General features: G+C 61.1%; 18 protein-coding genes and 1 riboswitch. Of the genes, 9 read left to right on the forward strand and 9 right to left on the reverse strand.

Going from position 1 to position 24,104, the window contains the following annotated elements:
• Nucleotides 1–128: 128 nt before the first annotated feature.
• Nucleotides 129–333, reverse strand: a riboswitch (cobalamin riboswitch).
• Between the two features lie 491 nt (nucleotides 334–824).
• The gene (locus tag FMF02_RS05780; protein ID WP_141412461.1) at nucleotides 825–2,876 is read left to right on the forward strand and encodes a hypothetical protein; all 2,052 of its coding nucleotides are present in this window, start codon (nucleotides 825–827) and stop codon (nucleotides 2,874–2,876) included.
• Nucleotides 2,877–2,967: 91 nt separating this feature from the next.
• Here FMF02_RS05780 and FMF02_RS05785 read toward each other — a convergent pair whose 3' ends face one another.
• The 3 genes from FMF02_RS05785 to trhA form a co-directional block, all read right to left on the reverse strand.
• On the reverse strand, nucleotides 2,968–3,525 hold the full coding sequence (locus FMF02_RS05785) for a DUF4924 family protein (RefSeq protein ID WP_141412462.1): 558 nt from the start codon (nucleotides 3,523–3,525) through the stop codon (nucleotides 2,968–2,970).
• 304 nt (nucleotides 3,526–3,829) lie between these two features.
• Nucleotides 3,830–6,064: an inorganic phosphate transporter gene (locus tag FMF02_RS05790; RefSeq protein ID WP_141412463.1), complete on the reverse strand. Its 2,235-nt coding sequence runs from the start codon at nucleotides 6,062–6,064 to the stop codon at nucleotides 3,830–3,832.
• A 223-nt stretch (nucleotides 6,065–6,287) separates the two neighbouring features.
• Complete coding sequence (trhA, locus tag FMF02_RS05795; protein ID WP_141413580.1) at nucleotides 6,288–6,935, reverse strand: PAQR family membrane homeostasis protein TrhA; 648 nt, start codon at nucleotides 6,933–6,935, stop codon at nucleotides 6,288–6,290.
• A 413-nt stretch (nucleotides 6,936–7,348) separates the two neighbouring features.
• Here trhA and FMF02_RS05800 point away from each other — a divergent pair, with 413 nt between their 5' ends.
• Nucleotides 7,349–9,547 carry a RelA/SpoT family protein gene (locus tag FMF02_RS05800; protein WP_141412464.1) on the forward strand — a complete coding sequence of 733 codons (2,199 nt, stop codon included), beginning with the start codon at nucleotides 7,349–7,351 and terminating at the stop codon, nucleotides 9,545–9,547.
• Nucleotides 9,548–9,666: 119 nt separating this feature from the next.
• On the opposite strand, the gene FMF02_RS05805 is transcribed toward FMF02_RS05800, so the two are convergent.
• The 5 genes from FMF02_RS05805 to FMF02_RS05825 all read right to left on the reverse strand — a co-directional run bounded on the left by FMF02_RS05805 (nucleotide 9,667) and on the right by FMF02_RS05825 (nucleotide 16,584).
• The gene (locus FMF02_RS05805) at nucleotides 9,667–12,840 is read right to left on the reverse strand and encodes a glycoside hydrolase family 2 TIM barrel-domain containing protein (protein ID WP_141412465.1); all 3,174 of its coding nucleotides are present in this window, start codon (nucleotides 12,838–12,840) and stop codon (nucleotides 9,667–9,669) included.
• Nucleotides 12,841–12,997: 157 nt separating this feature from the next.
• A complete protein-coding gene (locus FMF02_RS05810) occupies nucleotides 12,998–14,011 on the reverse strand; it encodes an ROK family protein (RefSeq protein WP_019130718.1) in 1,014 nt (337 codons plus the stop codon).
• Between the two features lie 305 nt (nucleotides 14,012–14,316).
• Complete coding sequence (locus tag FMF02_RS05815) at nucleotides 14,317–14,892, reverse strand: sugar O-acetyltransferase (RefSeq protein WP_019130717.1); 576 nt, start codon at nucleotides 14,890–14,892, stop codon at nucleotides 14,317–14,319.
• Nucleotides 14,893–15,003: 111 nt separating this feature from the next.
• The gene (locus FMF02_RS05820; protein ID WP_141412466.1) at nucleotides 15,004–15,741 is read right to left on the reverse strand and encodes an acyltransferase; all 738 of its coding nucleotides are present in this window, start codon (nucleotides 15,739–15,741) and stop codon (nucleotides 15,004–15,006) included.
• A 24-nt stretch (nucleotides 15,742–15,765) separates the two neighbouring features.
• Complete coding sequence (locus tag FMF02_RS05825; protein ID WP_443611740.1) at nucleotides 15,766–16,584, reverse strand: helix-turn-helix domain-containing protein; 819 nt, start codon at nucleotides 16,582–16,584, stop codon at nucleotides 15,766–15,768.
• A 465-nt stretch (nucleotides 16,585–17,049) separates the two neighbouring features.
• Between FMF02_RS05825 and FMF02_RS05835 the strand changes: the two genes are divergently transcribed.
• The 7 genes from FMF02_RS05835 (at nucleotide 17,050) to FMF02_RS05865 (ending at nucleotide 23,363) form a co-directional block, all read left to right on the forward strand.
• Nucleotides 17,050–18,021 (forward strand): polyprenyl synthetase family protein, encoded by a 972-nt coding sequence (locus FMF02_RS05835; protein ID WP_141412469.1) that lies wholly within the window; start codon nucleotides 17,050–17,052, stop codon nucleotides 18,019–18,021.
• A 154-nt stretch (nucleotides 18,022–18,175) separates the two neighbouring features.
• The gene (locus tag FMF02_RS05840) at nucleotides 18,176–19,435 is read left to right on the forward strand and encodes a peptidase U32 family protein (RefSeq protein WP_141412470.1); all 1,260 of its coding nucleotides are present in this window, start codon (nucleotides 18,176–18,178) and stop codon (nucleotides 19,433–19,435) included.
• Between the two features lie 68 nt (nucleotides 19,436–19,503).
• Entirely contained in the window at nucleotides 19,504–20,205 is a 702-nt protein-coding gene (locus tag FMF02_RS05845) for a Bax inhibitor-1/YccA family protein (RefSeq protein ID WP_141412471.1), read from the forward strand.
• 98 nt (nucleotides 20,206–20,303) lie between these two features.
• Complete coding sequence (locus tag FMF02_RS05850) at nucleotides 20,304–21,701, forward strand: aminopeptidase P family protein (protein ID WP_141412472.1); 1,398 nt, start codon at nucleotides 20,304–20,306, stop codon at nucleotides 21,699–21,701.
• A 4-nt stretch (nucleotides 21,702–21,705) separates the two neighbouring features.
• Complete coding sequence (locus FMF02_RS05855) at nucleotides 21,706–22,251, forward strand: phosphorylase family protein (RefSeq protein ID WP_141412473.1); 546 nt, start codon at nucleotides 21,706–21,708, stop codon at nucleotides 22,249–22,251.
• Between the two features lie 70 nt (nucleotides 22,252–22,321).
• Complete coding sequence (locus tag FMF02_RS05860; protein WP_141412474.1) at nucleotides 22,322–22,552, forward strand: hypothetical protein; 231 nt, start codon at nucleotides 22,322–22,324, stop codon at nucleotides 22,550–22,552.
• Nucleotides 22,545–23,363: a 1,4-dihydroxy-6-naphtoate synthase gene (locus FMF02_RS05865; protein ID WP_162852311.1), complete on the forward strand. Its 819-nt coding sequence runs from the start codon at nucleotides 22,545–22,547 to the stop codon at nucleotides 23,361–23,363. The genes FMF02_RS05860 and FMF02_RS05865 overlap by 8 nt, the downstream gene beginning before the upstream one ends.
• Nucleotides 23,364–23,523: 160 nt before the next feature.
• On the opposite strand, the gene FMF02_RS05870 is transcribed toward FMF02_RS05865, so the two are convergent.
• The gene (locus tag FMF02_RS05870) at nucleotides 23,524–24,084 is read right to left on the reverse strand and encodes a 4'-phosphopantetheinyl transferase family protein (protein WP_141412475.1); all 561 of its coding nucleotides are present in this window, start codon (nucleotides 24,082–24,084) and stop codon (nucleotides 23,524–23,526) included.
• Nucleotides 24,085–24,104 lie beyond the last annotated feature (20 nt).

A 24,104-nucleotide genomic window follows, 5' to 3' on the forward strand; every position in this document is an offset into this window, starting at 1 on the left:
ACGGTCGGAAAGGGCGATTTCGGCTGCGGTGTTGCGGGAATGAATGCGATACGACAGCGACCGCGCCGGTACGGGCAGATAATCCCCGCAGGGCAGATCGCATCGTCTGGCTCTTCGACCCGAAAGCTCCGAACGAAGGGAGGACGGCAGGTCTTCTGACTCGTTCCGGCCGGCACGCCTTCCCGTCGCCCGCTGGCGGCAGTGGCGGAGATTGTGCGGCCTTTGTCGTGGAAGTTACAGCTACGGGGATAGTCCCTGAATTGCACAGGCGTTCCCTTTTCATCCCTCCGCCGCATGACACGGCGGCAAGGAACCGTCATCCTTGTGTATGCAAATATAGTGCTTTTGCAAGTGCCGCAGCCGTTCGCAGGGAAAACCTATCAACATTTTATGAACAGCCGCCGTCAACGGACTGATGCTCCGGCGGAAAGGGGTATCCCGCAGTAAAAGGGAATTCGGGCACGGAACGGAGGGGGATGATTCCGGAAAAGATCGAAAAAACGAAAGGTTACGATCCGTAACCCGATCGCTCCGTCCGCGACCGATCCGCCCCGACAATCCCGATTCTTCCTTCCGATTCGTGCGAAAACCGCTGCTTTCGGCTCGGAAGTGTAATTCAACTGCTGGAAATGCAATGGGTTACGATGTTTGGATATAAATTATTTTACGCTATATTTGCCTGTGTGCCCGATCCCGAATCCGGCCGCAAGCCGTTCCGGAGCGAAACCGCAGGCCGGACGGCGGATCGATCGTTTTTAACCGTGACAGGGCGACGGGCGTTTCGGAAAGCCCCGTTTTACCGCCACACAAAATCCATTTTGCCTATGAAACGTTTTTTGACTTTTCTGTTCGCCGCTTCGGCGCTTCTTGCCGGCGGTTGCAGCGACAGCGACACCGACGATCCCGCACCGCCCGAGGCGCCGGCGCCCGTTATCAAACTTCCGGAGGCGGTCGCAGCGTCGCCCCTTTCGGTTTCGCCCGAAGGCGGAACGTCGTGGTTCGAATACGAGGTCGAAAATCCGGTCGAGGGCGAGGCTATCGCCGCTTCGACGACCGATGCGTGGGTGCATTCGTTCGATTACTCCGTTTCCGGCCGGATCGGCTTTGCGTTCGATCCGAGCGAGGGCGAGGTACGCATCGCCAACGTCGCGTTGACCTATAAGGGTGCTGAGAAGAAAGTGGTGACCCTCTTGCAGCCGGCGCCCGAAACGCCGGAACTCACCTTCGACATTCGGGTGTCGGGTATCGACGGAAGCAGCGCCGTAGTGGCGTGGACGCCGTCGGACGATACCGCGAGCTATGTTCCGATGGTGGTCGAGAAGTCGCTTTTCGACAGCTATGCGACCGAGGCCGATTATATCCGCAGCGACATCGAGTACATACAGGGGCAGGCCGACCTGGCTGGAAAGACGTTCGCCGAGATGCTGGACATGTTCCTTACGACAGGCCCCACCGGCGAACAGACGATCTCCGGACTCGCTTCCGACACCGACTATTACGCCTATGCCTACGGTATGACAGCCGAAGGGGTCGCCACGTCGGCGATCTCGAAGACCGAGTTCCGCACCGGGCCCTTCTCCTGCGAGTTCGCCATTGCGCACGAAGAGACCGAATCGACCTGCGACGTGGAGGTGACGCCCTCCAATACGGGTTGCTTCTACTATTTCGATCTGGCGGCGAAGGCCGATTTCGACACATGGGGTACCGACGCCGAAATCGTCGCTTCGGTGGTCGCCGACCTGAAAGAGACGGCGGCCTATTACCAGGCCAACGGTTACGATCTCGACTGGACCGACTTTCTCTCGATCGGCCCCGACGGCTACGAATTCACGAAACTTTCGCCCGATACGGAGTACGTGGTCTACGCGTTCGCCCTGACCGAAGAGGGCAGGCCGCTGACGGGCGTGACGCGCGAGACGGTGCGTACCGAAGCGTTCGTGCCGACGGACGACTGCACGTTCGGCATCTCCTTCCGGAATGTCTCCGTGACGGCATTCGACATCTCCGTCCGGCCGTCCAATGCGGCTACGCGCTACTATATCGGCGTGTGCAGCAAGGAGCTGTTCGACAAAAATACGCCTTCGTCCATTGCGGACGCCTTCATCGAGATGGAGAATGGCTACGAGATCGACTGGGCCGGCAACGAATATATCTGGACGGGCGACGTGACGGTCGACACCGATACCGATCTGGCGATGGGCGACCTCGACGCGGGAACCGATTACGTGGCCGTCGTCTTCGGCGTCAGCACCGAGGGCGTACGCACGACGGAGGTCGCCAGCGCGGTGCAGCGAACCTCCGAACTTGTTCCTTCGACGATGACGATCGGCCTGAACGTCCGCGACGTTACGGCTTCGGGCGCCAAATTCGACGTAACGCCGTCGAATACCGACGAGGTCTATTTCGCCGACGTCTTCGTCTACGATGAGTATACGGCCTACGACGAGGGCAAGGAGGCTTATGCCGAGGTCTATATGGATATTCTCAAAGCGTACGGATTATTCGATTATTCGCTCTATTCGGGCAATCGTACCGTAGATTTCACGGATATGCTCGAACCGTCGACGACCTATGTCGCCGTGGCGTTCGGTTACAACGGGGGACGGACGACGAAGATTTTCGAGTCGGAACCTTTCACCACCTCCGCAGCGGCTTCGGGTACGGTAGCGAAAACCGTGCGCAGCCGCCGTCACGGTTCGCTCGGCGCCTTCCGTCCGGAACGCCGGAGCATAGAGAAACGGTTGTTGGTCGACGCCGGTTCTCCGCGTGGCACCCTCGCGCGGTTCTCCTCGGTGGCCGACCTGCGCGAATTGCCGTTGCAGGGGTTGCGCGGCGAGCCGTCCGACGCCGCGGGGTTGCGTCTGCGCCGTTTTTAAGAGTCCGTAATCCGAAGAAGGGGTTGTCGCTGGCTGCGACAACCCCTTCTTCCATGCGACAGGGCAGTTTCCGCTTCGCCGCAGACTGCGGCTATTTTTCCCGTTCGAAGAGATCGATCTCGCCCCGCTCCACCTTGCCGTACATCGAAGCGAGTTCGGCGATCGCGGGCGAAATATACTCCACCGTGTCGGCGACGGCCTGCTGGCCTCCTTCGCCGCGGATACGGTAGAGCATCGCCGCGTAGAGCGCCCGGAAGCAGAGTTCGGTGTCGCTCGTCTCGTTGCGTCCCAGCACCGCGCGCAGGCGGGGCAGTTCGGGTTCGAGGCGGGCGTAGAGTTCGCGGTAGCGGGCCCCGGCGGGCAGCTTCATCAGTTGCAGGTGGAGGTTGTGCAGGTCGGCGATCAGGTGCAGCGTGTGGTCGAGGTGCCCCTGCCGCTCCTTGCCCTCCTGCCGCAGCAGGTCGGCGATGTCCATATACCATTCCAGATAGAGCCGCTGCTCCGGCTGGGAGAGGTCGCGGGGGGCGATGAGCTGGGAGTGAACGGCTTCGGGGCTGAATTGCAGCGCCCGCAGCAGGTCTTCCAGCTGCCAGAGGTAGAGGATGTATTCGGCGATGTTTTCGCGCCGTTTGGTCTTGGCTATATCCATGATGTCGTCTTTGTTTCGTTGCTCAGCGTGCGATGCGTTCCGTTTCGCCTGCCGCAGCATGTGCGGCGGGCTTCGCACTGTATGAAAAAACCGGACCGTTTGCGGTGAACGGTCCGGTTTCGGGACGCGCCCGACAAAGATACGGATAAGTGAGAGCAATGTCAAATTTATTTGAACATTGCCGAACGGGAGTATCTTCGACGAAGTCAAAGATACGGATAAGCGAGGGTAAAAGCAAACTCGTTTGCGTTTTGCCGAGACCGGAGTATCTGAGGCGTCAGCCGAAGATACGAAATGATTCCGCTTATTTGGCGTAATAGAGCCAGCTCTTGATGACGCCCTTCGTTTCGAGGAAGTGGCGCTGCGCCTTCAACAGGTTGCGCAGCTGGAGCACCATCGTGCGCGTCTCGTTGAGGATCGTCAAGTAGAGCATACTGGCTTTCGTACTCCCCTTGCCGGAGGTGTTGAACCGCCGCAGCTCGCTCTTGATCGCGTCCGAAATGGTCTCGAAAAGACGGTCGCGCATCGAGAGCACCAGGTCGATGTCGCCGAAATCGTTGGTCGTGAGCATGGCGTTGATGCGGCGGTAGATCGCCTCCACTTCGTCGCCCACGCGGATCAGGTCGGTCGTCTGTTCACGGGTCAGCCCTTCGTGGTTGTTGTCGATATGGCCGTATGCGGGGCGCACGATGTGGGTGAGCGCCTTGGTCAGTTCGTTGAGGTAGTCGACCACCTGCACGTAGTACTGCGCCGTGTCGAGATCGCTCTCGCGCAGCATCCGCAGCGTCGACATCATGCGGTATTTGCGTTCGTGCATCCGCTCGTAGAGTTCCGACGATTCGCGGTTGAGGTCGCGCAACACCTTGCGGTTCTCCTTGAAGACGGCCAGCAGCGTGCGGTCGTAGATGCGGGTGGCGGTGTTGATCGTCGAGCTGACCACCGTGGCGATCTCTTCGACGACGTTTTCGTTCGTGACGGCGGTCGTCGTTTCGGCGCTCTTCGTCTTTTTGATGAAGTTGCTGTGGACGAGCATGTAGCCCGCCAGCACCGTCAGCAGGATCAGCATGACGGTTCCTCCGTAGACGAGCGCCAGTCCGACGACGTAGGCGATGATGAAGCCGCCCAGCGCCGTCACGAACCATCCCGCCACGACGGTCATCACGCCCGAAATACGGTAAACGGCCGTTTCGCGTCCCCAGGCGCGGTCGGCCAGCGACGAACCCATCGCCACCATGAAGGTGACGTAGGTGGTCGACAGCGGCAGTTTGAGCGATGTGGCCATGGCGATCAGCAGTGCCGAAGTGGTGAGGTTGACCGTGGCGCGGATCATGTCGAACGGTGCGCCGGTGTGTTCGATGTCCGTCACTTCGAAGCGGCGGGAGATCGCCTCGCGGAGCCGTTGGGGAACGACCCGCTCGATGGCATGGTTGGTGTTGAGCGTCGCGCGGACGATGGCGCGGGCGAAGGCCGACGAACCGTATTCGCGCTGCTCCTGCTCGTCGTTCTGGCTGGCCAGCGAGAGTTCGGTTTCGGTGACGTGCATCGCCTTGCGCGACGTCCAGAGCGTGAGGATCATCACCACGCCCGCACCGACGAGGAAGGCGAAGTTGGCCGGAACGTTCTCGTTGAGCGCATCCATCGTCATCGCGGAGTCGCCGGCGTGGCGGGCGATCCGGAAGGCGTCCCAGCCGGCGATCGGTACGCCGATGAAGTTCACCAGATCGTTTCCGGCGAAGGCGAGCGCGAGGGCGAAGGTGCCGCCCAGGATCGTGATGCGCAGGATGTTGATCTTGAAACGCTGGACGAAGAAGAGGATGAGGCTGCATGTCAGCCAGCAGACCAGCAGCGAGAGGATGATATGGTTCTCGACCATATGGATGAAGGCCGTCTGCGACAGTGTTCCTTTGAGTCCCTTGAAGAGTGCGAAGTAGATGATCGCCGTGAGCGATGCGCCGCACCACAGCGCGCCATAGCGGCTCAGGGCCCGCGTGTAACGGAACGAGAAGATCAGGCGGGAGACGTACATCACGGCCGTACCCACCGTCAGCGCGATGACCACCGAGAGCAGGATCGCCGCGACGATGCCGAATGCGCGGCCCGTGTGGATGAACTCGCCCAGGTCGCCCATCGAAAGTGCGTCGCTGCCGGCGATCTTGAAGGTCGAAACGGCGATCGCGGCGCCCAGCAGGCAGAAGATGAGCGACACGGTGGTCGAGGTGGGAAGCCCCCACGAATTGTAGAGGTCCAGCAGAATGATGTTGGCGAACATCACGCTCAGATAGAGCAGGATCACCTCGTGGAAGGAGAACATCCCCGGATCGAACATTCCGTTGCGCGCCACCTCCATCATGCCGCTCGACGTGAGCGTGCCGACCAGGATTCCGATCGATGCCACGATCAGGATCACGCGGCGGGGGGCCGCCTTCGATCCGATAGCCGAGTTGAGGAAATTTACGGCGTCGTTGGTGACGCCGACGAAGAGGCCTGAGACGGCCAGTACTGCCAGAATGGCGATAATCACTGTGTAAATCGGGTCCATAAATCCGTTTTAATTCGTTTCCGCCGCCCGGCGTGCGCCGCACATTCCGAAAACGTTCGTTAGGCAGGACAAATTTAGACCGAAAAGTCGGTTCTCTCACGTAATGCGCGCAGAATTAACGCAAAGGTAAGGATTCCTTAACGCAAATTTAACCTTCGTCTTCTCCCCGTTCTTTCCGGCAGTCCGACACGAAACATCGCGGAGTATCGCGCGGATAAGTATCTCAGTAGAGGTAGAAGACGATGGCCGTGAAGTGGCAGATCGCCGCCAGATTGATGAGCAGGTGCCATACCATGTGGTGATAGCGGAACCCTTTGCGGGCGTAGACCCATGCGCCGGCGGTGTAGAGCACGCCTCCCGCGGCGATCAGCACGAGCAGCGGCATCGAGGCGTGACGCACGAAAAGCGGCATGAAGAAGACGATCGTCCACCCCATCACCAGGTAGATCGTCAGGCTGACCGCCGGAATCGAACGGCGGGCGAGCGACTTGTAGATGATGCCGAAGAGCACCATCGCCCATTGCAGTACCGTAATGAAGGTACCCTGCCAGCCTCCGATGACCGACAGTGCGATCGGGGTGTAGGTTCCGGCGATGGCGACGTAGATGAAGATGTGGTCCAGGATGTGGAACACCTCCTTGTGGCGTGACGCGGGGTGCATCGAGTGGTAGAGGGTCGATCCGAGGAACATCAGCAGCAGCGAGATGACGAAGACGCTGGCGGCCACGGCGGCCAGCGTTCCGTCGTGGACGTAGGCGCGCACGGCGGCGAAGGGAAGAGCGGCGAGCGTCAGACACAGCATCACGCCGTGCGACACGGCGTTGGCGACCTCTTCCCCGACGGTCGGGACGTAGACTTTCTGTTCGGCCATGAGGTGCTTCCATTTGGTTTTCACGCCAAATGTAGCGATAAAATCGGTAGTATGGATCATCGTCTTCGAGATTTTCTTCTTCGTTTTCCCGCCTCGGCGTAGCCTGTGCGAGTTCGGCTCTGCGCCCGGCTTGGCGGAAAATTAAGTTTTTCGCTGTCGAAACAAAGATTGCACCGTTCTTTCGTTGCGGGACGGTATTTCGGGGAATGCCCGCGGTTTCACCCCTCCGTCCGACTCCGGCAGGGTCTCGGCACGGCCTGTGCTGCCGGCCGTTCGCCGTGCTCCGCCGGCCTTCCGCACGGAACCCGTACGAAAAGAGGTGTCGACGGTGCGACGAAGCACGGGGTTTGTGAAATTTTTGTAACTTTGTTGCGTTAGGTTAACGGGGCATCCCGCTAAAATCGTGCAGAGCTATGGAGACGACACGTTACGACGAGCTGCGGACGCTCGTCGCCGCAAATTTTTCCGAGACCACGCAGCGGCTCGTCGACGAGGCGCTGGCATATGCCGCCGAATGCCTTGAAAAACAGGTGCGCTACGACGGATCTCCGCTGCTGGATCACGCCGCAGGCGTCGCACGCATCGTCATCTCCGAAATCGGACTGGGGCGCAACTCCACGCTGGCGGCCATCCTGCACGACGTGGTGCGGCTCGCCGCCTGCGGCGAGCCGGGCGACCTGATGGGCGTGACGTCCGAAATCCGCCGCCGCTTCGGCGACGAGGTGCTGGGCATTACCGTGGGGCTGAGCAACATCTCGAAGATCCGGCTGAAAGTCTCGAAGGAGCAGGCGGCCAACTTCCGCGACCTGATCGTGAGCTACTCCGAAGACCCGCGCGTGATCCTCATCAAACTGGCCGACCGCCTCGAAGTGATGCGCAACCTGCGGATGTTCCCGCGCGAGAAGTGGCGCAAGAAGAGCTGGGAGAGCATGAACCTCTACGCCCAGATCGCGCACAAACTGGGCCTCTATTCGATCAAGAGCGAGTTGGAGGACATCGCCCTGAGCTATCTCGAACCGGCCGAGTACGAGCATATCCACCGCAAGTTGGAGGAGACCGAGCGCGAGCGCCAGACCTTCATCGACCGTTTTCTGGCGCCGATCGTCGAGCGGCTCGACCGGCAGGGATTCAACTACCACGTCAAGAGCCGCACGAAGTCGATCTTCTCGATCTGGACGAAGATGCACAAACAGCACGTGCCGTTCGAAGGGGTCTACGACATCTTCGCGCTGCGCATCATCCTCGACTGTCCGCCCGAGGAGGAGAAGACCCAGTGCTGGGCCGTCTACTCGATCGTCACCGACTACTACATCCCCAATACCGAACGGCTGCGCGACTGGATTTCGATCCCCAAGTCCAACGGCTACGAGTCGCTCCACACCACCGTTTCGGCCGGCGGCGGCCGCTGGGTGGAGATTCAGATCCGCACCGAGCGGATGGATGCCGTGGCCGAACGCGGCATCGCGGCGCACTGGCGTTACAAGGGGGTCAATCAGGGGGCGCTCACGAGCGAGATGTGGCTCGGCCGCCTGCGCGAGTTGATGGAGGACACGCCCCACGCGCTGGCGCAGCGGTTCGATTCGCGGCCGTCGTCGGGCGAGATCTTCGTCTTCACGCCCAACGGCGACCTGCGCAAGCTCCCCGAAGGGGCCACGGTACTCGACTTCGCCTTCGATATCCACTCCAATCTGGGATGCAGCTGTTCGGGCGGCAAGATCAACGGCCGCGCCGTGCCGATCAAGGAGACGCTCCATAACGGCGACATCGTCGAGATTCTCACGCAGAAGAACCAGACGCCCAAGGCCGACTGGCTCTCGGCGGTCAAGACCGCCAAGGCGCGCAGCAAGATCAAGGCCTTCATCCGCGAGGAGCAGGCCAAGAGCGCGCGGCTGGGGCGCGAGGAGCTGGAACGCAAGCTCAAAAACTGGAAATTCGGCCTCACGATCGACGAGGCGGTGGGGTATCTGTGCAAATATTACAAGCTCAAAGCGGGAACCGAACTCTACGGGCTGATCGCCACCGAAAAGATCGATCTGTCGACGGTCAAGGAGATTCTCACCCGCTGGCAGTCGGGCGAGGCCGACGAGGAGCGGCGCGCAGCGGCCGCCGCAGCCGAGCAGGCCAAGTTGCAGAACGCCGCCGCGCGGCCCGCGCATTCGACCGACGCGCTCGTGATCGACGACAACATCAACCAGATCGAGTACAAGCTCGCCAAGTGCTGCAACCCGATCAAGGGCGACGATATTTTCGGCTTCGTGACGATCAGCTCGGGCATTACGATCCACCGCACCGACTGTCCCAATGCACGGCGTATGCGCGAGAATTATCCCTACCGCGTCATCGACGCCCGCTGGCGGCAGACGGCCGAAGGGGCGTTCCGCGTGACGATCCGCATCGTGGCGGCCGATACGACGGGCATGGCCAACCATATCACCGAAACGGTGATCCGCGACCTGAAACTCAACATCCGTTCGATGAACCTCGCTTCGCGGGGCGGTCTGCTCACGGGTACGGTCGACGTGGAGGTGCCTGCCACGAGCGTCGTCGACACGCTCGTCCACGCCATCCTGCGCATCAAGGGCGTGCAGAAGGCTTTCCGGACGAACGGATAGCGGGGGAGGAATCTTTCGTCACGACACGAACGGACGGTGCGACTTCGCGAAGTCGCACCGTCCGTTTTTGAAGGGCGCCGGCCTTTATGGCCGGCCCGTGAATCCTGATTCTCGGCGCTTCATTTTCTCGCACGCTTCGGGACGAGGGTGAAGCCCCAGTCGCGGAGCTTTCCGGTGCGCAGCGTCACGGACTCCTCGGGGCGCTTGCCCCAGCTGTCGTAGCCGCCGAGCCCCATCTGGCGGTAATCGAGGCATACCTCCACGAAATCGCGTACCGGGATGTCGTTCACGTGGGTCTGGCGGCGCATCACATTACGCGCCTTGTCCGCCTCGTTGGAGTCGCTTTTCGTCCAGTTGTGCCACTGGTAGTGGCGGCCGACGGCCTGTTCGCCGTCGAGATCCTCGACCGTGCAGCGCAGGGCGTTGAACTCCATGGTCGAGTCGGCCACGATCAGCAGTTCGCCGAAATCGATCCATTCGGTGTCGCAGTGGTGTCCCGTCTCCTGCGGCCGCACGTAGGGGAAGCACTCCCGCCGCGCCGAAGTCTCGTAACGGCCGACGAAGGTGCCTGCCTTGCGGTCCCAGTAATTCTCTTCGGGCCCCCGGCCGAAATAGGCGAAGGCGTCCATGCGTTCGGGCAGGCGGAACCGCACGCCGTAGCGCGGCATTTCGGGCATCGGCTCCTCGCCGGGGGCGAAGTGCATCCGCACGTTGACCGCCCCCGACGGATAGACGGTGTAGGTCGTCGTCACGCGGTTGCCGCCGGCCAGCGCGCGGGTCGCGGCGATCACCGCCGCGTCGCCCTCCATGCGGCCCGTTACCTCGGCGTCGGCGTCGCGCGACGCCTCCTTCCACACCTGCGTGCGGCGGGGCATTCCGTCGCCGTAGTCGTTGTCGACGGGTGCCCGCCAGAAGTTGGGACGCACGCCGAATCCGTCGGCGAAGAGCTCCGTGCCGTCGATTTCATAACTCAGCGCCGCTCCCGTCGTGCGGTTGACGGCGAAGCGGACACGGTCGTTCGCCGCTTCGATCCGGTCGCCCTGCGTCGAGAGCGCCAGCCTCTCGCCCTCCTTTTCATAGGCCGGCAGAGCGCCCTTCTGCAACGGGAACTGCTCCTCGGCCACGACCGTGCCGGCGGGCAGTCCCGGCCGGTCGGTGCGCGTCACGGCCCGCAGGCGCAGGTAATAATTCCGTCCGGGTTTGAGTTTCCCGACGGCCGCGTCGACCGTCTCGCGCTGCTGCGGCGCAGTCTGCAACCGCACCGTGCCGCTGCGCACCGCTTTTCCGTCGGCCTCGACCGTGTAGACGATGTCGTAGCCGTCGAGCGAGGTGAAATAGAAGCGGTTCTCGACTTCGAACGATCCCCGTGCCGGCCCGACCGGACGGAAGGCGATGTCGGCGTAGGCGTAACGCACTTCGGCCATGGCGGGATGGGGCGTGCGGTCGGGCGAAACGAGACCGTTGCAGCAGAAGTTGCCGTCGCTCGGCTCGCGGTCGCCGTAGTCGCCGCCGTAGGTCCAATAGAGGGTTCCCGCTGCATCGCGGCGTTCGAATCCCTGGTCGACCCAGTCCCAGATGAAGCCTCCCTGCAAGTTGGGATATTTGTAGATCGACTGCCATTGCAGCCACAGCGAACCGTTGGAGTTGCCCATCGCGTGCGAGTATTCGCACGGAACGACGGGACGGTCGGTGCCCTCGCGTCCCCACTCTTCGAGCATTCCCGCCGTGGGATACATCGGCACGAACATGTCGGTGTTCCACTCCCACTGTGCGCGTTCGTAGCAGATCGGGCGGTTCATGCGGCCTTCGCCCTTCTCGCGGGCTTCGAGCCATTCGTAGGCTTTGTAGAAATTGTAGCCGTTGCCCGATTCGTTGGCGGGCGAGAAGATCGAGACCGAGGGATAGTTGCGGCAGCGCATGTACATGTTGCGCAGACGCGTCTCGTGCGCCGGCCACCATGCACGGTCGTTGCCCAGCGTGCGGCCCGCGGCCAGATCGTACCCCATGCCGTGGCTCTCGACGTTGGCCTCGCTGTAAACGTAGAAGCCCAGCGAGTCGCACAACTCGTAGAAGCGGCGCTGCTGCGGATAGTGGCAGGTGCGGATCGCGTTGACGTTGTGCGCCTTCATCAGCCGCATGTCCCGGAGCAACAGCTCCTCGTCGACGTAGTGCCCCGTGCGGGGGTCGTGTTCGTGGAGGTTGACGCCCTTGAATTTCACGGGCTGTCCGTTGACGAGCAGCACGCGGTAGGGGCGTCCCTTGGCGTCGCGCTCGGCGGCGTCGGCGAACTCGAAGCGGCGGAATCCCACCGAGAAGGGAACGTAGACCGTCCGTTCGGGTGTCCGCACGTGCATCACGAGCCGGTAGCGGTGGGGCGTTTCAGCCGTCCAGTGCGCTGCGTCGGGTATCTCGGCACGGAACAGGGCTTCGTCCGTTGCCTGCTGCCGTCCCGAGGCGACGGTGCGGCCCTCGGGATCGAGCAGTTCGTAGCCCGCCTCGACCTCCCGATCGCCTGCGAGGAACATTTTCAGCGTGAAAAGCCCCGTGCGATAGCTGTCGTCGAGCGTCGATACGACCTCGAAATCGCGCAGCGCATCCGGCGTCTCGGCCGAGAGGTAGACCGTGCGCTCGATGCCGCTGATGCGCCAGAAGTCTTGCGCTTCGAGGTAGGAACCGGTGCTCCACCGCGTCATTTTGAGCGCCAGCGTATTCTCGCCCGGACGCAGGAGGGGGTCGATGCGGTATTGCGCCGGATTCTTCGAATCTTCGTTGTAACCCGCTTCGCGGCCGTTGACATAGACGTAGACGCCCGATTTGGCGCCGCCGATCGTCAGGTAGATCCTGCGTCCCGCCCACGCTTCGGGAACGGTGAAGGTGCGGCGGTAGACGCCTGCCGGAATCGCCTCGGGTAGGTGCGGCGGCGCGGGATCGATCGTGGCGTATTCGTAGCGCGTGTTGACGTAGATCGGCGTGCCGTGTCCCTGCAACTCCCAGTTGCCCGGAACGCGGATGTCGCTCCACGCCGAAGTGTCGGCGTCGGCGGCCGTCGCGTCGGCGGGCAGGGCGCGGACGTCGTCCGCATAGCGGAATTTCCATACGCCGTCGAGCGAGCGGTAGGCATCGCTCTGCTCGAAGGAGCGCGTGAGCGCCTCGTCGCGCGAGGCGAACTCCACGAATTCGGTGCGGGGCGCTTCGCGGTTGACTTCCAGCACGGCGAGGTCGCGGTGGTAGGGTTTCTGGGCTGCGGCCGTCGTCGCGAGGGCGGCCGCCAGCAGGGTGAAGGTTCGTTTCATGAGGAAAAGTTTTGGGTCGGTTCTATGGTTTCGCGGAAATATTGCCGGAAGTCGTCCCGTGTACCGGCCGTTTCCGGTGGCACGGCGCGTGACCGCGGCATAAAAAACAGGAGCCGTCCGACATGCGGATAGCTCCTGTACGGATGTTGCGGACGGATCAGGCTCCGAGCTGTTTCACCTCTTGCCAGATCAGCGCCGAAGCGCCGAGGATGGCGGCGTTCTGGCTCTGGATGCCGCTGGGCAGGAGCTTTACCTTGTTCTTGAAGACGCTCATCATGTTCTCCTCCATGTACCATTGCGTCGGCTCGAAGATGTATTTTCCGGACTTGGCCAGGCCGCCGAAGAGGAAGATCGCCTCCGGCGAAGTGATCGTCACTGCGTCGGCGAGTGCATATCCCAGCAACTCGCCCGTGATGCGGAACGCTTCGAGCGCGATGGGGTCTCCGTGCGATGCGGCCGTCGAGACCATCGCCGCGTCGAAATTGGCGAAGGGGATGTCGCGCAGCTCCGAAGGTTCGGTCATGGTGGCCATCAGTTCGAAAACGGTGCGCTTGATGCCGGTGGCCGAAACGTAGGTTTCCAGACAGCCGCGGCGCCCGCAGCCGCACTGGCGGCCGCCCCGCACGGCGATCACGTGGCCGAATTCTCCGGCGAAGCCGTCGTGGCCGTAGATCATCTCGCCATTGGCGACGAATCCCGAACCGAGTCCCGTCCCGAGCGTGATCATGATGAAATCCTTCATCCCCTTGGCGTTGCCGTAGATCATCTCGCCGATCGTGGCGGCGTTGGCGTCGTTGGTCATCCGGCACTCGACGCCCGGGAACGCCTTCTTGATGTCGTCCACCAGCGGGAACATGCGGCGGCTCTCGTCGGGATTGGTTTCGCCGACGGGGAACTTCCACAGGTTGGCCGGGTGTTCGATCACGCCCGTGTGGTAATTGGCGTTGGGCGCGCCGATGCCGATGCCCACCAGCTCGTATTCGAACGAAAGGCTGTCGGCCAGCGCATGCAGCGATTCGGTCAGCTCGGCCACATAGGCCGGATAATCGGTGAAAAGCGGGAATTTCTTGGTCGATACGACCGAATCGGCATAGAGGTCGCCGTTCTCGTCCACCAGCCCGAAGGCCGTGTTGATGCCGCCGATGTCGATTCCTATTGCAAGTTTTTTCATCGTTGCAGAATGTTGGTTTGTGGCGCGAGCGCCGTTTATTCGCATCCAAAGTTACGAAAATTTCCCTCAACTCCAAACTTTTTCCATAAATCTGTATAGGGAATATAGATATTTGAAATTAAGATAGTTGTGAAAATTGCCTCATTTTTTGGACAATGGTTTGGCAACCGTCCCAATTGCTGCGGCCTGCATTGCTTTGCTCGTTTGGCGACTCTTACGGATGCAAATTGTAAAAATAAAGCAGAAGAAAAGAAAACGCTGCCTCCTTTCGTCGGCCTTAACAATCGTACTCTTTACTGTTCCGTTTACTCCTTGTCTTTTGTTTCAATCGCTTTAATTATTTTTGCCGGATTACCGCCGACAATTGTCATAGGCGGTACATCGTGTGTAACCACGCTGTTGGCACCGATGATAGAACCATAGCCGATATGTACACCGGGCAGAACGGTAGCGCCGATGCCAATCCACACCTTGTCCTCTATGACAATGGGACGACCGTACGTGGCGTTGCGATTGTCGGGATTCGGATCGTGGTTGATGGTGATAAGATTCACTTTCGGGCCGATGAATACGCCATCGCCGATCGTTATACCTCCACGGTCAAAGAAGGTGCAGCCCTGCTGAATCCAACATCCTTTGCCAATGTGGATGTTCTTGCCGTAATCCACATAGAACGGAGGCAGCAGTGTCGTACTCTTATCAATCTCCCTGCCCGTAATACGGCGCAGATACTCATGCACTTCTTCCGGCGTGAGCCAGCCTTTTGCATTCATTTCCGCTGTTGCAGCCATTGTGTCGAATATGGTACTGATAAGTTTGTCATAGCCCGGTTCATCGGGTGAGACCATAGCGCCAGAAAGGTCTTTTTCAAAAATGTCCATTGTATATTTGTTTTTAAGATTCCGGTGCAAAGGTAGCGGGTTTGTTATGAAAAGGCTTTGCCCGTCGGCTCAAAGTGTTTTGCCGTACAGTTCAGAAGAACGGAAATGCAGTTACAACCCTTTCGTGTACTTGTTGATGCACTTGCGGTCCCAGTTTATGCCACGCTTCACTATCTTGGCCGGGGTGCCTGCAAGGATTACGTTCGGCTCGTCGAACCGTTTGGTAACGATGCTGCCCCAACCTACAATGCTGTTGTCGGCGATTCGCACATTCTTGCCTATCTTGACATCCTTGCCCACCCATACGTGACGGCCTATCTCAATGCTTTCGGCATAATTGACAGGGTTTCCTTCGAGGTCGGTAATCGTGTGGGCATCTGTGCACCACACATCCACGCCCCAGCTCAACTGGCTGTCATCGCCGATGCTGACACGCGAATGGTCTTCTTGCAGATAGAGGGTGACTCCGTTGATGACCACCCGGTCGCCTATGGTGACGCTGCATCCGTTTGCTGTCCGGGATACGCCTGCACCCAGTCCGGGCAGCTGCCCGATGATGAGTTTCAGCCCGGTCATGCCCAATATGGAGGAACAACGTACAATGACCGTTCCCATGTCCACTTCGTTTCCATCCCCTTTGACGATAAGCAGGAATCCGGCTCCCGTTAGCAATTCTTCCGCACTATCTTCCGATTCGAAATGCAACAGCACACGGTTATTGTTCCCGATGATAGATATGTTCGACCGTTCCAACATCCGGTTGATTCTGTTGTCTGCCGTATCCAAACAGCGTACTTCCCTGTCCGGGAATGCGAGAATAAGTTGGTTTTCTTGTCCTTGAATATCCATAAGTCCGTTCGTTTGAATAAAAGATCAATTGCTGTGGGCAGGGGAATATCCGTACAGTCCCTTGTATGCTTTTGAAAAGTGGGAAAGGTTTTTAAAGCCTACACGGTAGCAAACGTCGGTCACTTTCCGTGTGCCGGACAGTATGAGCGCATGGGCTGCTTCCAGTCTGCGGCGTATCACCCATTTTTGAGGAGACAGGTCGCTTACTTTATTGAAGTCACGTTTGAACGTGGCAAGGCTCCGCCCGGTATAATTGGCCATTTCCGCCAGCGTAAGGTCGTTCATGTAGTTCTGTTCCATGAAGTCCATGATGTCGATTTTCCACGGGTCGGCGAAGTCGAAAAGCGAGGCATACAGGTTCTTGTCCGTATTCAGGAGTACGTACAATCCTTCTGTCATCTTCAATTCCAACAGTTCGTCCGTAGGTCGGATGCCGGAATTGAAGTATGGGGTCATCGACTCGAACAGGCTTACGATGTCGGGACGGTCGGACGGCAGTCTGTACAGACTGACTTTGCTTCGTCGTGCATTTTCCGGCAGACTTTCCTTGTCCAAGCGGCAGTAAAAGTTACGCAGAAATTTATCCGTGAACATTAGGAATACGGCCTTGAACTGCTCCATTTTGCATGCTTGTTTGGTGAGCTGCACGCTGAAATCCTTACGAATAAATGCGCAATCCCCTTTGTGCAATCGGGTAATTTTCTTGTGTTCCTTTATTTCCAGTTCCCCGGAATACATATAGACCAATACGTGAGAATGGTTGCGATGCAGGCAACTGCTTCCATTGTCAGAATACATAGCCAAAAAAATATCCGAGTAGCGCAAGGTGTCAATTCCTTTCAAACAGTCTGTTTTCATCTATCGTTATTTTGATGGCAAAGCTAGGTATTTGTGTCGATAATTTGTTTGCTGTGAGGCGCCGACTTGATATGTTATCATCAAATTTGATGTGTTTGCAAAAGAGTTTAGGTATATTTGATCGCGTCTTAGATACTCCGTCTCGGCATAATCAAGCCGACGCTTGCTTCTGCGCCCGACTTTTCGTATCTTTGGCTTCGCCTTGGATACTTCCGCTCGGCAATGTTCAAATAAATTCGACATTGCCCTCGCTTATTCGTACTTTGGCTTCGCCGAAGATACTCCCGCTCGGCAAAATGCAAACGAGTTTGCTTTTGCTCTCGCTTATTCGTATCTTTGGACGTGTATTCGCCGACGTTTTCGATAAGCCGAGCGCAATGCCGAACTTCGTTCGGGTTTTGCCGAGGCGGGAAAACGGCTGTCGCGAACGAACGATCAAACGTAAGAAAAATGCAGACCAACGAACAGCTTCTCGACCTTCTCGAAAATTATCTCGCTCAGCGTGAGCTGCCTACCGAACCCGAACGGCTCTACGATCCGATCCGCTATTCGCTCGCGGGCGGCGGCAAGCGCCTGCGCCCGATGCTGCTGCTGCTGTCGTGCGGGCTGTTTGCCGACGACGTCGACGTCGCGCTGCCCGCCGCCGCCGCCGTCGAGATATTCCACAACTTCACGCTGCTGCACGACGACATCATGGACAATGCCGCCGTGCGCCGCGGCAAACCTTCGGTCTACGCCCGCTGGGGCGGCAACGTGGCGATTCTGTCGGGCGATGCCATGCTCATCAGCGCCTACCGGCTGCTGGCGCAGGCACCGCCGGCACTGCTGCCGCGTATTTTGGAGGTCTTCAACACGATGGCGCTGGGTGTTTGCGAAGGGCAGCAGTACGACATGGATTTCGAGAGCAAGCAGAAGGTTTCGGTCGTGGAGTACATGTCGATGATCGAATTGAAGACGTCGGTGCTGGTGGCAGGTTCGGCCATGATGGGTGCGATTCTGGGCGGTGCCGACGAGGAGCAGAGCCGCCGTCTCTACCAGTTCGCCATCGAACTGGGCATGGCCTTCCAGTTGCAGGACGACCTGCTGGACAGCTACGGCGGCGAGGAGTTGGGCAAGACCATCGGCGGCGACATTCTCGAAGGGAAGAAGAGCTATCTGATGGTCACGGCCATGAGCCGTGCCGACGAGGAGCAGCGCGAGGTGCTGCGCCACACCTACAAGGATGCGGCGCTTGCCCCTGCGGAGAAGATCGCCCGCGTGCGCGCCGTCTTCGACGCGCTGGATGTGCCGCGCCTCACGGAGCAGCAGATTTCGCTGCGTTTCGACCGTGCGCTGGCGACGCTCGACGGGCTGAACGTTCCCGATGCGCGCAAGGAGCCGCTGCGCGAGTACGCCCGCAGCCTGATGGGGCGCAGGAAATAGACGATTCGATTTCCCGAAAAAACTCGCGATTCGGCCTCGGAGGTCGGAATCGGACGAGTCTCCGCGGGTTACAGTCCGTCGTGCGGGAGGGGCGAACCGCCTGCGATGCAGAACGCTGTCGGAAAAGAGCGGCGGCACGAGAAAAACATTCGAGATGAAACGAAGCGACATAGAACTGATGGCTCCGGCCGGGAGCTACGAGGCGTTGCAGGCGGCCGTGCAGGCCGGAGCCGACGCCGTCTATTTCGGTGTGGGGCAGCTCAACATGCGGTCGAAGTCGGCCGCGAATTTCACGCCGGACGATCTGGAACGCATCGTCGGGATCGCCCGCGCGGCGGGGGTGAAGAGCTACCTGACGGTCAATACGGTGATCTACGAGGACGAATTGCGGCAGATGCACGCGCTCGTCGACCGTGCCCGCGCGGCGGGGGTCGACGCCGTGATCGCTTCCGACCTGTCGGCGATCCTCTACGCGCGCCGCATCGGGATGGAGGTGCATATCTCCACGCAGTGCAACCTCACGAACAGTGAGGCGGTGAAGTTCTTTTCGCAGTGGGCCGACGTGGTGGTGCTGGCGCGCGAACTGTCGCTCGACCAGATCGGCCGCATCGCCCGTGCGATCGACGAGCAGCAGATCTGCGGCCCTTCGGGCGATCCGGTGCGCATCGAGATGTTCGCCCACGGCGCGCTGTGCATGGCCGTTTCGGGCAAGTGCTACCTGTCGCTGCACGAGACGGGGTGTTCGGCCAACCGGGGCGCCTGCCGCCAGATCTGCCGCCGCAAATATACGCTCACCGACGTGGAGACGGGCGCGCAGCTCGCCGCCGAGGGGCAATACCTCCTTTCGCCCAAAGACCTCTGCACGATCGACTTCCTCGACCGCTTCGTCGGCGCCGGCGTGCGCGTGCTCAAAATCGAAGGGCGTGCCCGCGGTGCGGAGTATGTCAAACGGGTGGTGGCGTGTTACGACCGCGCCCTGCGGGCGATGGAGACGGGCGAATATACGCCCGAACTGGCTGCGGCGCTCAAAGAGGAGCTGGCGACGGTCTTCAACCGCGGCTTCTGGCAGGGTTACTATGCCGGTGCGCCGATGGCCGAACATAGCGAGCATTACGGGTCGTCGGCCACGCGCCGCAAGGTCTACGTGGGCCGGGTGACCAACTTTTTCAAGAAGCAGTCGGTGGCCGAGGTATGGGTCGAGGCGTCGCCCGTGCGGCGCGGCGACGAGCTCTTCTTCCAGGGGCCGACGACGGGCGTGGTCGAACTGACGGCCGACCCCTATGTGGGCAATGCTCCTGCCCAGGAGGCCGTGCAAGGGGTCTTCTGTTCGCTGAAAACCCCTTCGCTCGTGCGGCGCGGCGACCAGCTCTACCGCATGGTGCCGGCCGACGCCTCGAATTCGCAGCCCGACTGATTCGCCGCACGCCTTTTGCAGGGAAAACGAAAAGAAATGTCAAAATAACAAAATCATTCGACACGAAAATGGAAACAACCAAACCGACCTTCGCCGCCGCGCAGCCCGATGCCGCGCGCGCGACGCTTTTCCGCAACGTCTATCTCTGGATGACTATGGCGCTGGCACTGACGGCGCTGACGGCCTATACGGTGGCCGGCTCCGAAACGCTGTTGCAGGCGATTTTCAGCAGCCGCTTCGTCTTCCTCGGCCTCATCGTCGCCGAGTTGGTGCTCGTCTTCGTCCTGGCGGCCAACATCATGCGCATGTCGTTCCTGACGGCCACGCTGATGTTCATCGCCTATTCGGTAGTCAACGGCGCCACGCTGTCGACCATTTTCCTCGTCTACGACCTGGGATCGATCGGCCTGACGTTCCTCGTCACGGCCGGCATGTTCGGCGCGATGTCGCTCTACGGCTTCGTCACGGGGCGCGACCTCTCGTCGTGGGGCAACCTGCTGACGATGGCCCTCGTGGGCGTGATCCTCGCCTCGGTGGTCAATCTCTTCCTCCGAAGCGAGATGCTCATGTGGATCGTCACCTACGTCGGCATCCTGCTCTTCGTCGGGCTGACGGCCTACGACACGCAGACGATCAAGCGGATGATCTACTCCGGCGCCGAGGTCGACGAGCCGATGCAGAAAATGGCGCTGCTGGGTGCGCTGTCGCTCTACCTCGATTTCATCAACCTGTTTCTCTACATGCTGCGGCTGCTGGGCAACCGCCGGTAGGGAGACGACGTAAAAAAGACAACCATTTCGTCAAGCCGAGCGCAATTGAACTTGCTCGAATTGCCGAGGCGAGAAATGGAAGAAAAAAATCAACGAACATGTTTCCGGTCAAAACCTACGTTTCGCGCCGCGCCGAGTTGCGCGCGAAGACGGGCGGCGGGCTGATCCTGCTGCCGGGCAACCAGCCCTCAGCCAACAACTATCCCAACAACGCCTACTATTTCCGTCAGGATTCGACGTTCCTCTACTATTTCGGCCTCGACCGGCCGTCGCTCGCGGGCGTCATCGACGCCGATACGGGCGAGGAGGTGCTTTTCGGCGACGATTTCACCGTCGACGACATCATCTGGACGGGGCCGCAGCCCACGCTGCGCGAAGAAGGCGCCCGCGCGGGCGTCGCCGACTGCCGCCCGCTGGCGGCGCTGGCCGACTATCTGGCCGCCGCGATCCGGCTCGGCCGCCGCATACACTACCTGCCGCCCTACCGCGGCGAAACGAAGCTGCAACTCTCGGCGCTGCTGGGGATCGCTCCTGCGCTGCTGCACGACTACAAGTCGGTCGACCTGATGTTCGCCGTCGCGGAGATGCGCGAGGTCAAGAGCGCCGAGGAGGTGGCGCAGATGGAGGATGCCTTCCACATCGGTTACGCCATGCACACCACCGCCATGCGGATGTGCCGCGCGGGCGTCGTCGAGCGCGAGATCGCCGGTGCGATCGAGGGCGTCGCCAAGTCGATGGGGCTCGGCGTGTCGTTCCCGTCGATCGTCTCGCAGCACGGCGAGACGCTGCACAACCTCAACTCGGAGGGGGTGCTCGCCGACGGACGGCTGCTGCTGGTCGATGCCGGCGGCGAGAACCTGATGAACTACTGCTCCGACCACACGCGCACCTACCCTGTCAGCGGCCGTTTCACGGCGCAGCAGCGCGAGATCTACGACATCGTGCTGGCGTGCCACGACCACATCGCACGCATCGTGCGCCCGGGAATGATGTACATGCAGGAGGTACACCTCGAAGCCTACCGCAAGCTGGCCGAGGGGCTCGTCGGCGTGGGGCTGCTCAAAGGTTCGGCCGACGACGCTGTCGCCGCGGGCGCCATGTACCTCTTCATGCCCCACGGACTGGGACACGGGTTGGGCATGGACGTGCACGACTGCGAAAACATCGGCGAGCGCAGTTTCGACTATTCGCTCGTGGCCGAGCGCGCCGCGCAGTCGGCTACCTGCCTCCACCGCGCCACGTGGCGTCTGCGCCCGGGGACGATCCTGAGCGACGAACCGGGCATCTACTTCATCCCGGCGCTCGTCGACAAGTGCGAAGCCGAAGGCAAGTTCCGCGGGATCGTCGACTACGACCTGCTGCGCAGCCGCTATCTCGATTTCGGCGGCATCCGCATCGAAGACGACCTGCTGGTGACCGACACCGGCTGCCGCATCCTCGGCGACCGTACGATCCCCGTGACGGTCGAAGAGCTGGAAGCCGTCGTCGGCCGGTAGACGTATGCGCACGGTCGTCCTCTTCCCCACGGCGGGCGAAGCCGAGGCTTTCCGGCGCCGCTGTCCCGGCGTCGCGTACCGCATCACGGGCGTAGGCCCTGCCGCTGCTGCCGCCGCGACGGCGCGTGCGATCGTCGACGAACGCCCCGATCTGCTGCTGCTGGCGGGCATCGCCGGCGTCTATCCCGCATCGGAGGTTGCCGTCGGCGAGGTCGTCGCCGTCGCCGAGGAGCGCGTGGAGGGATTGCCGGAACGGTACGCCGACGCCTATCGTCCGACGTTCGCTGTTCCGGGGCTGCGCACGGCGGTTTCTAACAGCGTCGCACGCAGCGGGGCGGCACCTGCCGGAGCCGAGGTGGAGAACATGGAGGGGGCGGCGTTCTTCGCCGTCGCTGCGGCGCTGGGCGTACCGGCCGCCGAGGTGCGTGCCGTCTCCAACCGCGTGGGAGAACCCTTCGGCGTGTGGCGCGTAGCCGATGCCTGCGAGGCGCTGGCACGGGAGTTGGCGCTGCTCGTCGGCGAAATCGGATCCGTCTCTTCGCTGGATTGACTTCCCTTTCGCCGATCCGCCGGGGGTGTCGGAAAGGGGTGATAAACTTGAAATTCAAACCGATAGGCTTATGAAAACATCTACCAAATGGATGATCGGCATCGCCGCCGCGCTGGTGCTCTTCTTCCTCCTGATTTTCTATTCGAGCGAGATCTACGTCTGGGCCATGGGCAAGATCACGACGCTCGTCATCTGGGCCGTGATCTTCCTGGCGGGCTTCCTGATCGGCCGTTTCGGCGGTCGGAGCAGGTCGGAGAAGGCGGTCACGAAAAAACGGCTTTCGGCCGACGACGATGACTGACCGGTTGCGCCTCCGTATTTCGCCCTGCCCCAACGATACGTTCATGTTCGAGGCGTTGCTCAACGGTCGTATCCCGACGCAGGGCCTCGCGTTCGAGGTCGGATTCCAGGATATCGAGGAGCTGAACGAAGGCGTCTCGTCGCCTGACGGGCCCGATATTTCGAAGATCAGCTATGCCGTGCTGCCGGCCGTCGTCGACCGTTATGCGCTGCTCGACAGCGGATCGGCACTCGGACGGGGCAACGGGCAGTTGCTCGTGCGGCGCCGCGGCGACCGGTCGCCGATCCGGCGCGTAGCCATTCCGGGCGAACTCACTACGGCCAATGCCATGCTGCTGCGCTTTTTTCCCTCGATCGTCGACCGTACGCCGGTGCTCTTTTCCGAGATCGCCGCAGCGGTCGAACGGGGTGCGTTCGATGCGGGCGTACTCATTCACGAAGGGCGTTTTACCTACGAGCGGCACAATCTGGAACTGGTGGCCGATCTGGGAGCGTTGTGGGAGCGGCAGACGGGACTGCCGCTGCCGTTGGGCGGCATCGTGGCGAGTCGGGAACTGCCGGCGGAGGTGCGTCGCACCTTCGATCGGGTGTTGCACGACAGCATCGCCTACGCGCTCGAACACCCGACGGTGTCGCGGCCGTTCGTCAGGGAACACGCTCGTGAGTTGGACGACGAGGTGATCGACCGTCATATCGCGCTCTTCGTTAATCGCTATTCGCTTACATTGGGCGAGGAGGGGCGTCGGGCGGTGCGCGAACTGACCGGACTTCCCGATCTGCGGTTGGGCTGGGAACCCCTGCACGGGAGTTGACCGACGCGGGCTTTCCGCCGCCGGAAACGGTTTTCACCCCTGCTGCGATACATTGCAGCAGGGGTGATTTCGTGTGCGCCCGGTCCGGGTGCGTATGTTGCCGTCGATTTCCGGATCGGTCGCTGCATAGAGAAGGCGGTGCGGCGGATGTCGCTGCGGATCAAAGGGTGTGGACGACGATCAGCCCTTCGCGCAATTCCAGCCGCATTGGGATCGGTTCGCCGCCGCGGACGCGGCCGACGACCTCGCCCGCCGCGAAGTCGATCCGTTCGATCGCGAGGTCGCGCAGCAGGTCGAGTCCGCGACGGCGGGCCAGCTTGTAGAGCGTCTCCTTGGCGCACCAGACCACGCCCGCCACGCGCGGATCGTCGCCGAGTGCGGCTTCGGCCGGAGTAAGGAAATGCGCCGCCGCGCGGGTGAAACGACGTGTCTCGGATTCGATGTCTACCGCACAGGGGCGGTCGGAGATCACGACGGCCGCGTGCCCGCCCCCGTGCGAGACGCCGATATGGCGCGGATCGCCGATCAGCACGGGGCCGCCCGCGGCGTCGTAGCCGATCGGCACGGCACCCAGTTCGCGGTAGACGACGGCGCGCCATGTGAGGTATTCGGCCCGTCGGCGGGGCGGAAATGCGGCCGCAGCGGCCCAATCGGCATCGGTCACCTGCCCGCGAAGCGTGTCGGGCGAAGCCAGCGGGGCGAGGATGCAGCGGAGGGTCATCTTTTCGGGATTGAGCGGGT

The organism is Alistipes communis (assembly GCF_006542665.1).
Lineage (GTDB): Bacteria > Bacteroidota > Bacteroidia > Bacteroidales > Rikenellaceae > Alistipes > Alistipes communis.

Coding starts and splice junctions, on each gene's coding strand:
- FMF02_RS05845 (WP_141412471.1), top strand. CDS start 19,504: ATGGAAACAACCAAACCGACCTTCGCCGCCGCGCAGCCCGATGCCGCG.
- FMF02_RS05855 (WP_141412473.1), top strand. CDS start 21,706: ATGCGCACGGTCGTCCTCTTCCCCACGGCGGGCGAAGCCGAGGCTTTC.
- FMF02_RS05860 (WP_141412474.1), top strand. CDS start 22,322: ATGAAAACATCTACCAAATGGATGATCGGCATCGCCGCCGCGCTGGTG.
- FMF02_RS05785 (WP_141412462.1), bottom strand. CDS start 3,525: ATGGATATAGCCAAGACCAAACGGCGCGAAAACATCGCCGAATACATC.
- FMF02_RS05835 (WP_141412469.1), top strand. CDS start 17,050: ATGCAGACCAACGAACAGCTTCTCGACCTTCTCGAAAATTATCTCGCT.
- FMF02_RS05840 (WP_141412470.1), top strand. CDS start 18,176: ATGAAACGAAGCGACATAGAACTGATGGCTCCGGCCGGGAGCTACGAG.
- FMF02_RS05780 (WP_141412461.1), top strand. CDS start 825: ATGAAACGTTTTTTGACTTTTCTGTTCGCCGCTTCGGCGCTTCTTGCC.
- FMF02_RS05810 (WP_019130718.1), bottom strand. CDS start 14,011: ATGAAAAAACTTGCAATAGGAATCGACATCGGCGGCATCAACACGGCC.
- trhA (WP_141413580.1), bottom strand. CDS start 6,935: ATGGCCGAACAGAAAGTCTACGTCCCGACCGTCGGGGAAGAGGTCGCC.
- FMF02_RS05870 (WP_141412475.1), bottom strand. CDS start 24,084: ATGACCCTCCGCTGCATCCTCGCCCCGCTGGCTTCGCCCGACACGCTT.
- FMF02_RS05850 (WP_141412472.1), top strand. CDS start 20,304: ATGTTTCCGGTCAAAACCTACGTTTCGCGCCGCGCCGAGTTGCGCGCG.
- FMF02_RS05820 (WP_141412466.1), bottom strand. CDS start 15,741: ATGGATATTCAAGGACAAGAAAACCAACTTATTCTCGCATTCCCGGAC.
- FMF02_RS05800 (WP_141412464.1), top strand. CDS start 7,349: ATGGAGACGACACGTTACGACGAGCTGCGGACGCTCGTCGCCGCAAAT.
- FMF02_RS05865 (WP_162852311.1), top strand. CDS start 22,545: ATGACTGACCGGTTGCGCCTCCGTATTTCGCCCTGCCCCAACGATACG.
- FMF02_RS05790 (WP_141412463.1), bottom strand. CDS start 6,064: ATGGACCCGATTTACACAGTGATTATCGCCATTCTGGCAGTACTGGCC.
- FMF02_RS05805 (WP_141412465.1), bottom strand. CDS start 12,840: ATGAAACGAACCTTCACCCTGCTGGCGGCCGCCCTCGCGACGACGGCC.
- FMF02_RS05815 (WP_019130717.1), bottom strand. CDS start 14,892: ATGGACATTTTTGAAAAAGACCTTTCTGGCGCTATGGTCTCACCCGAT.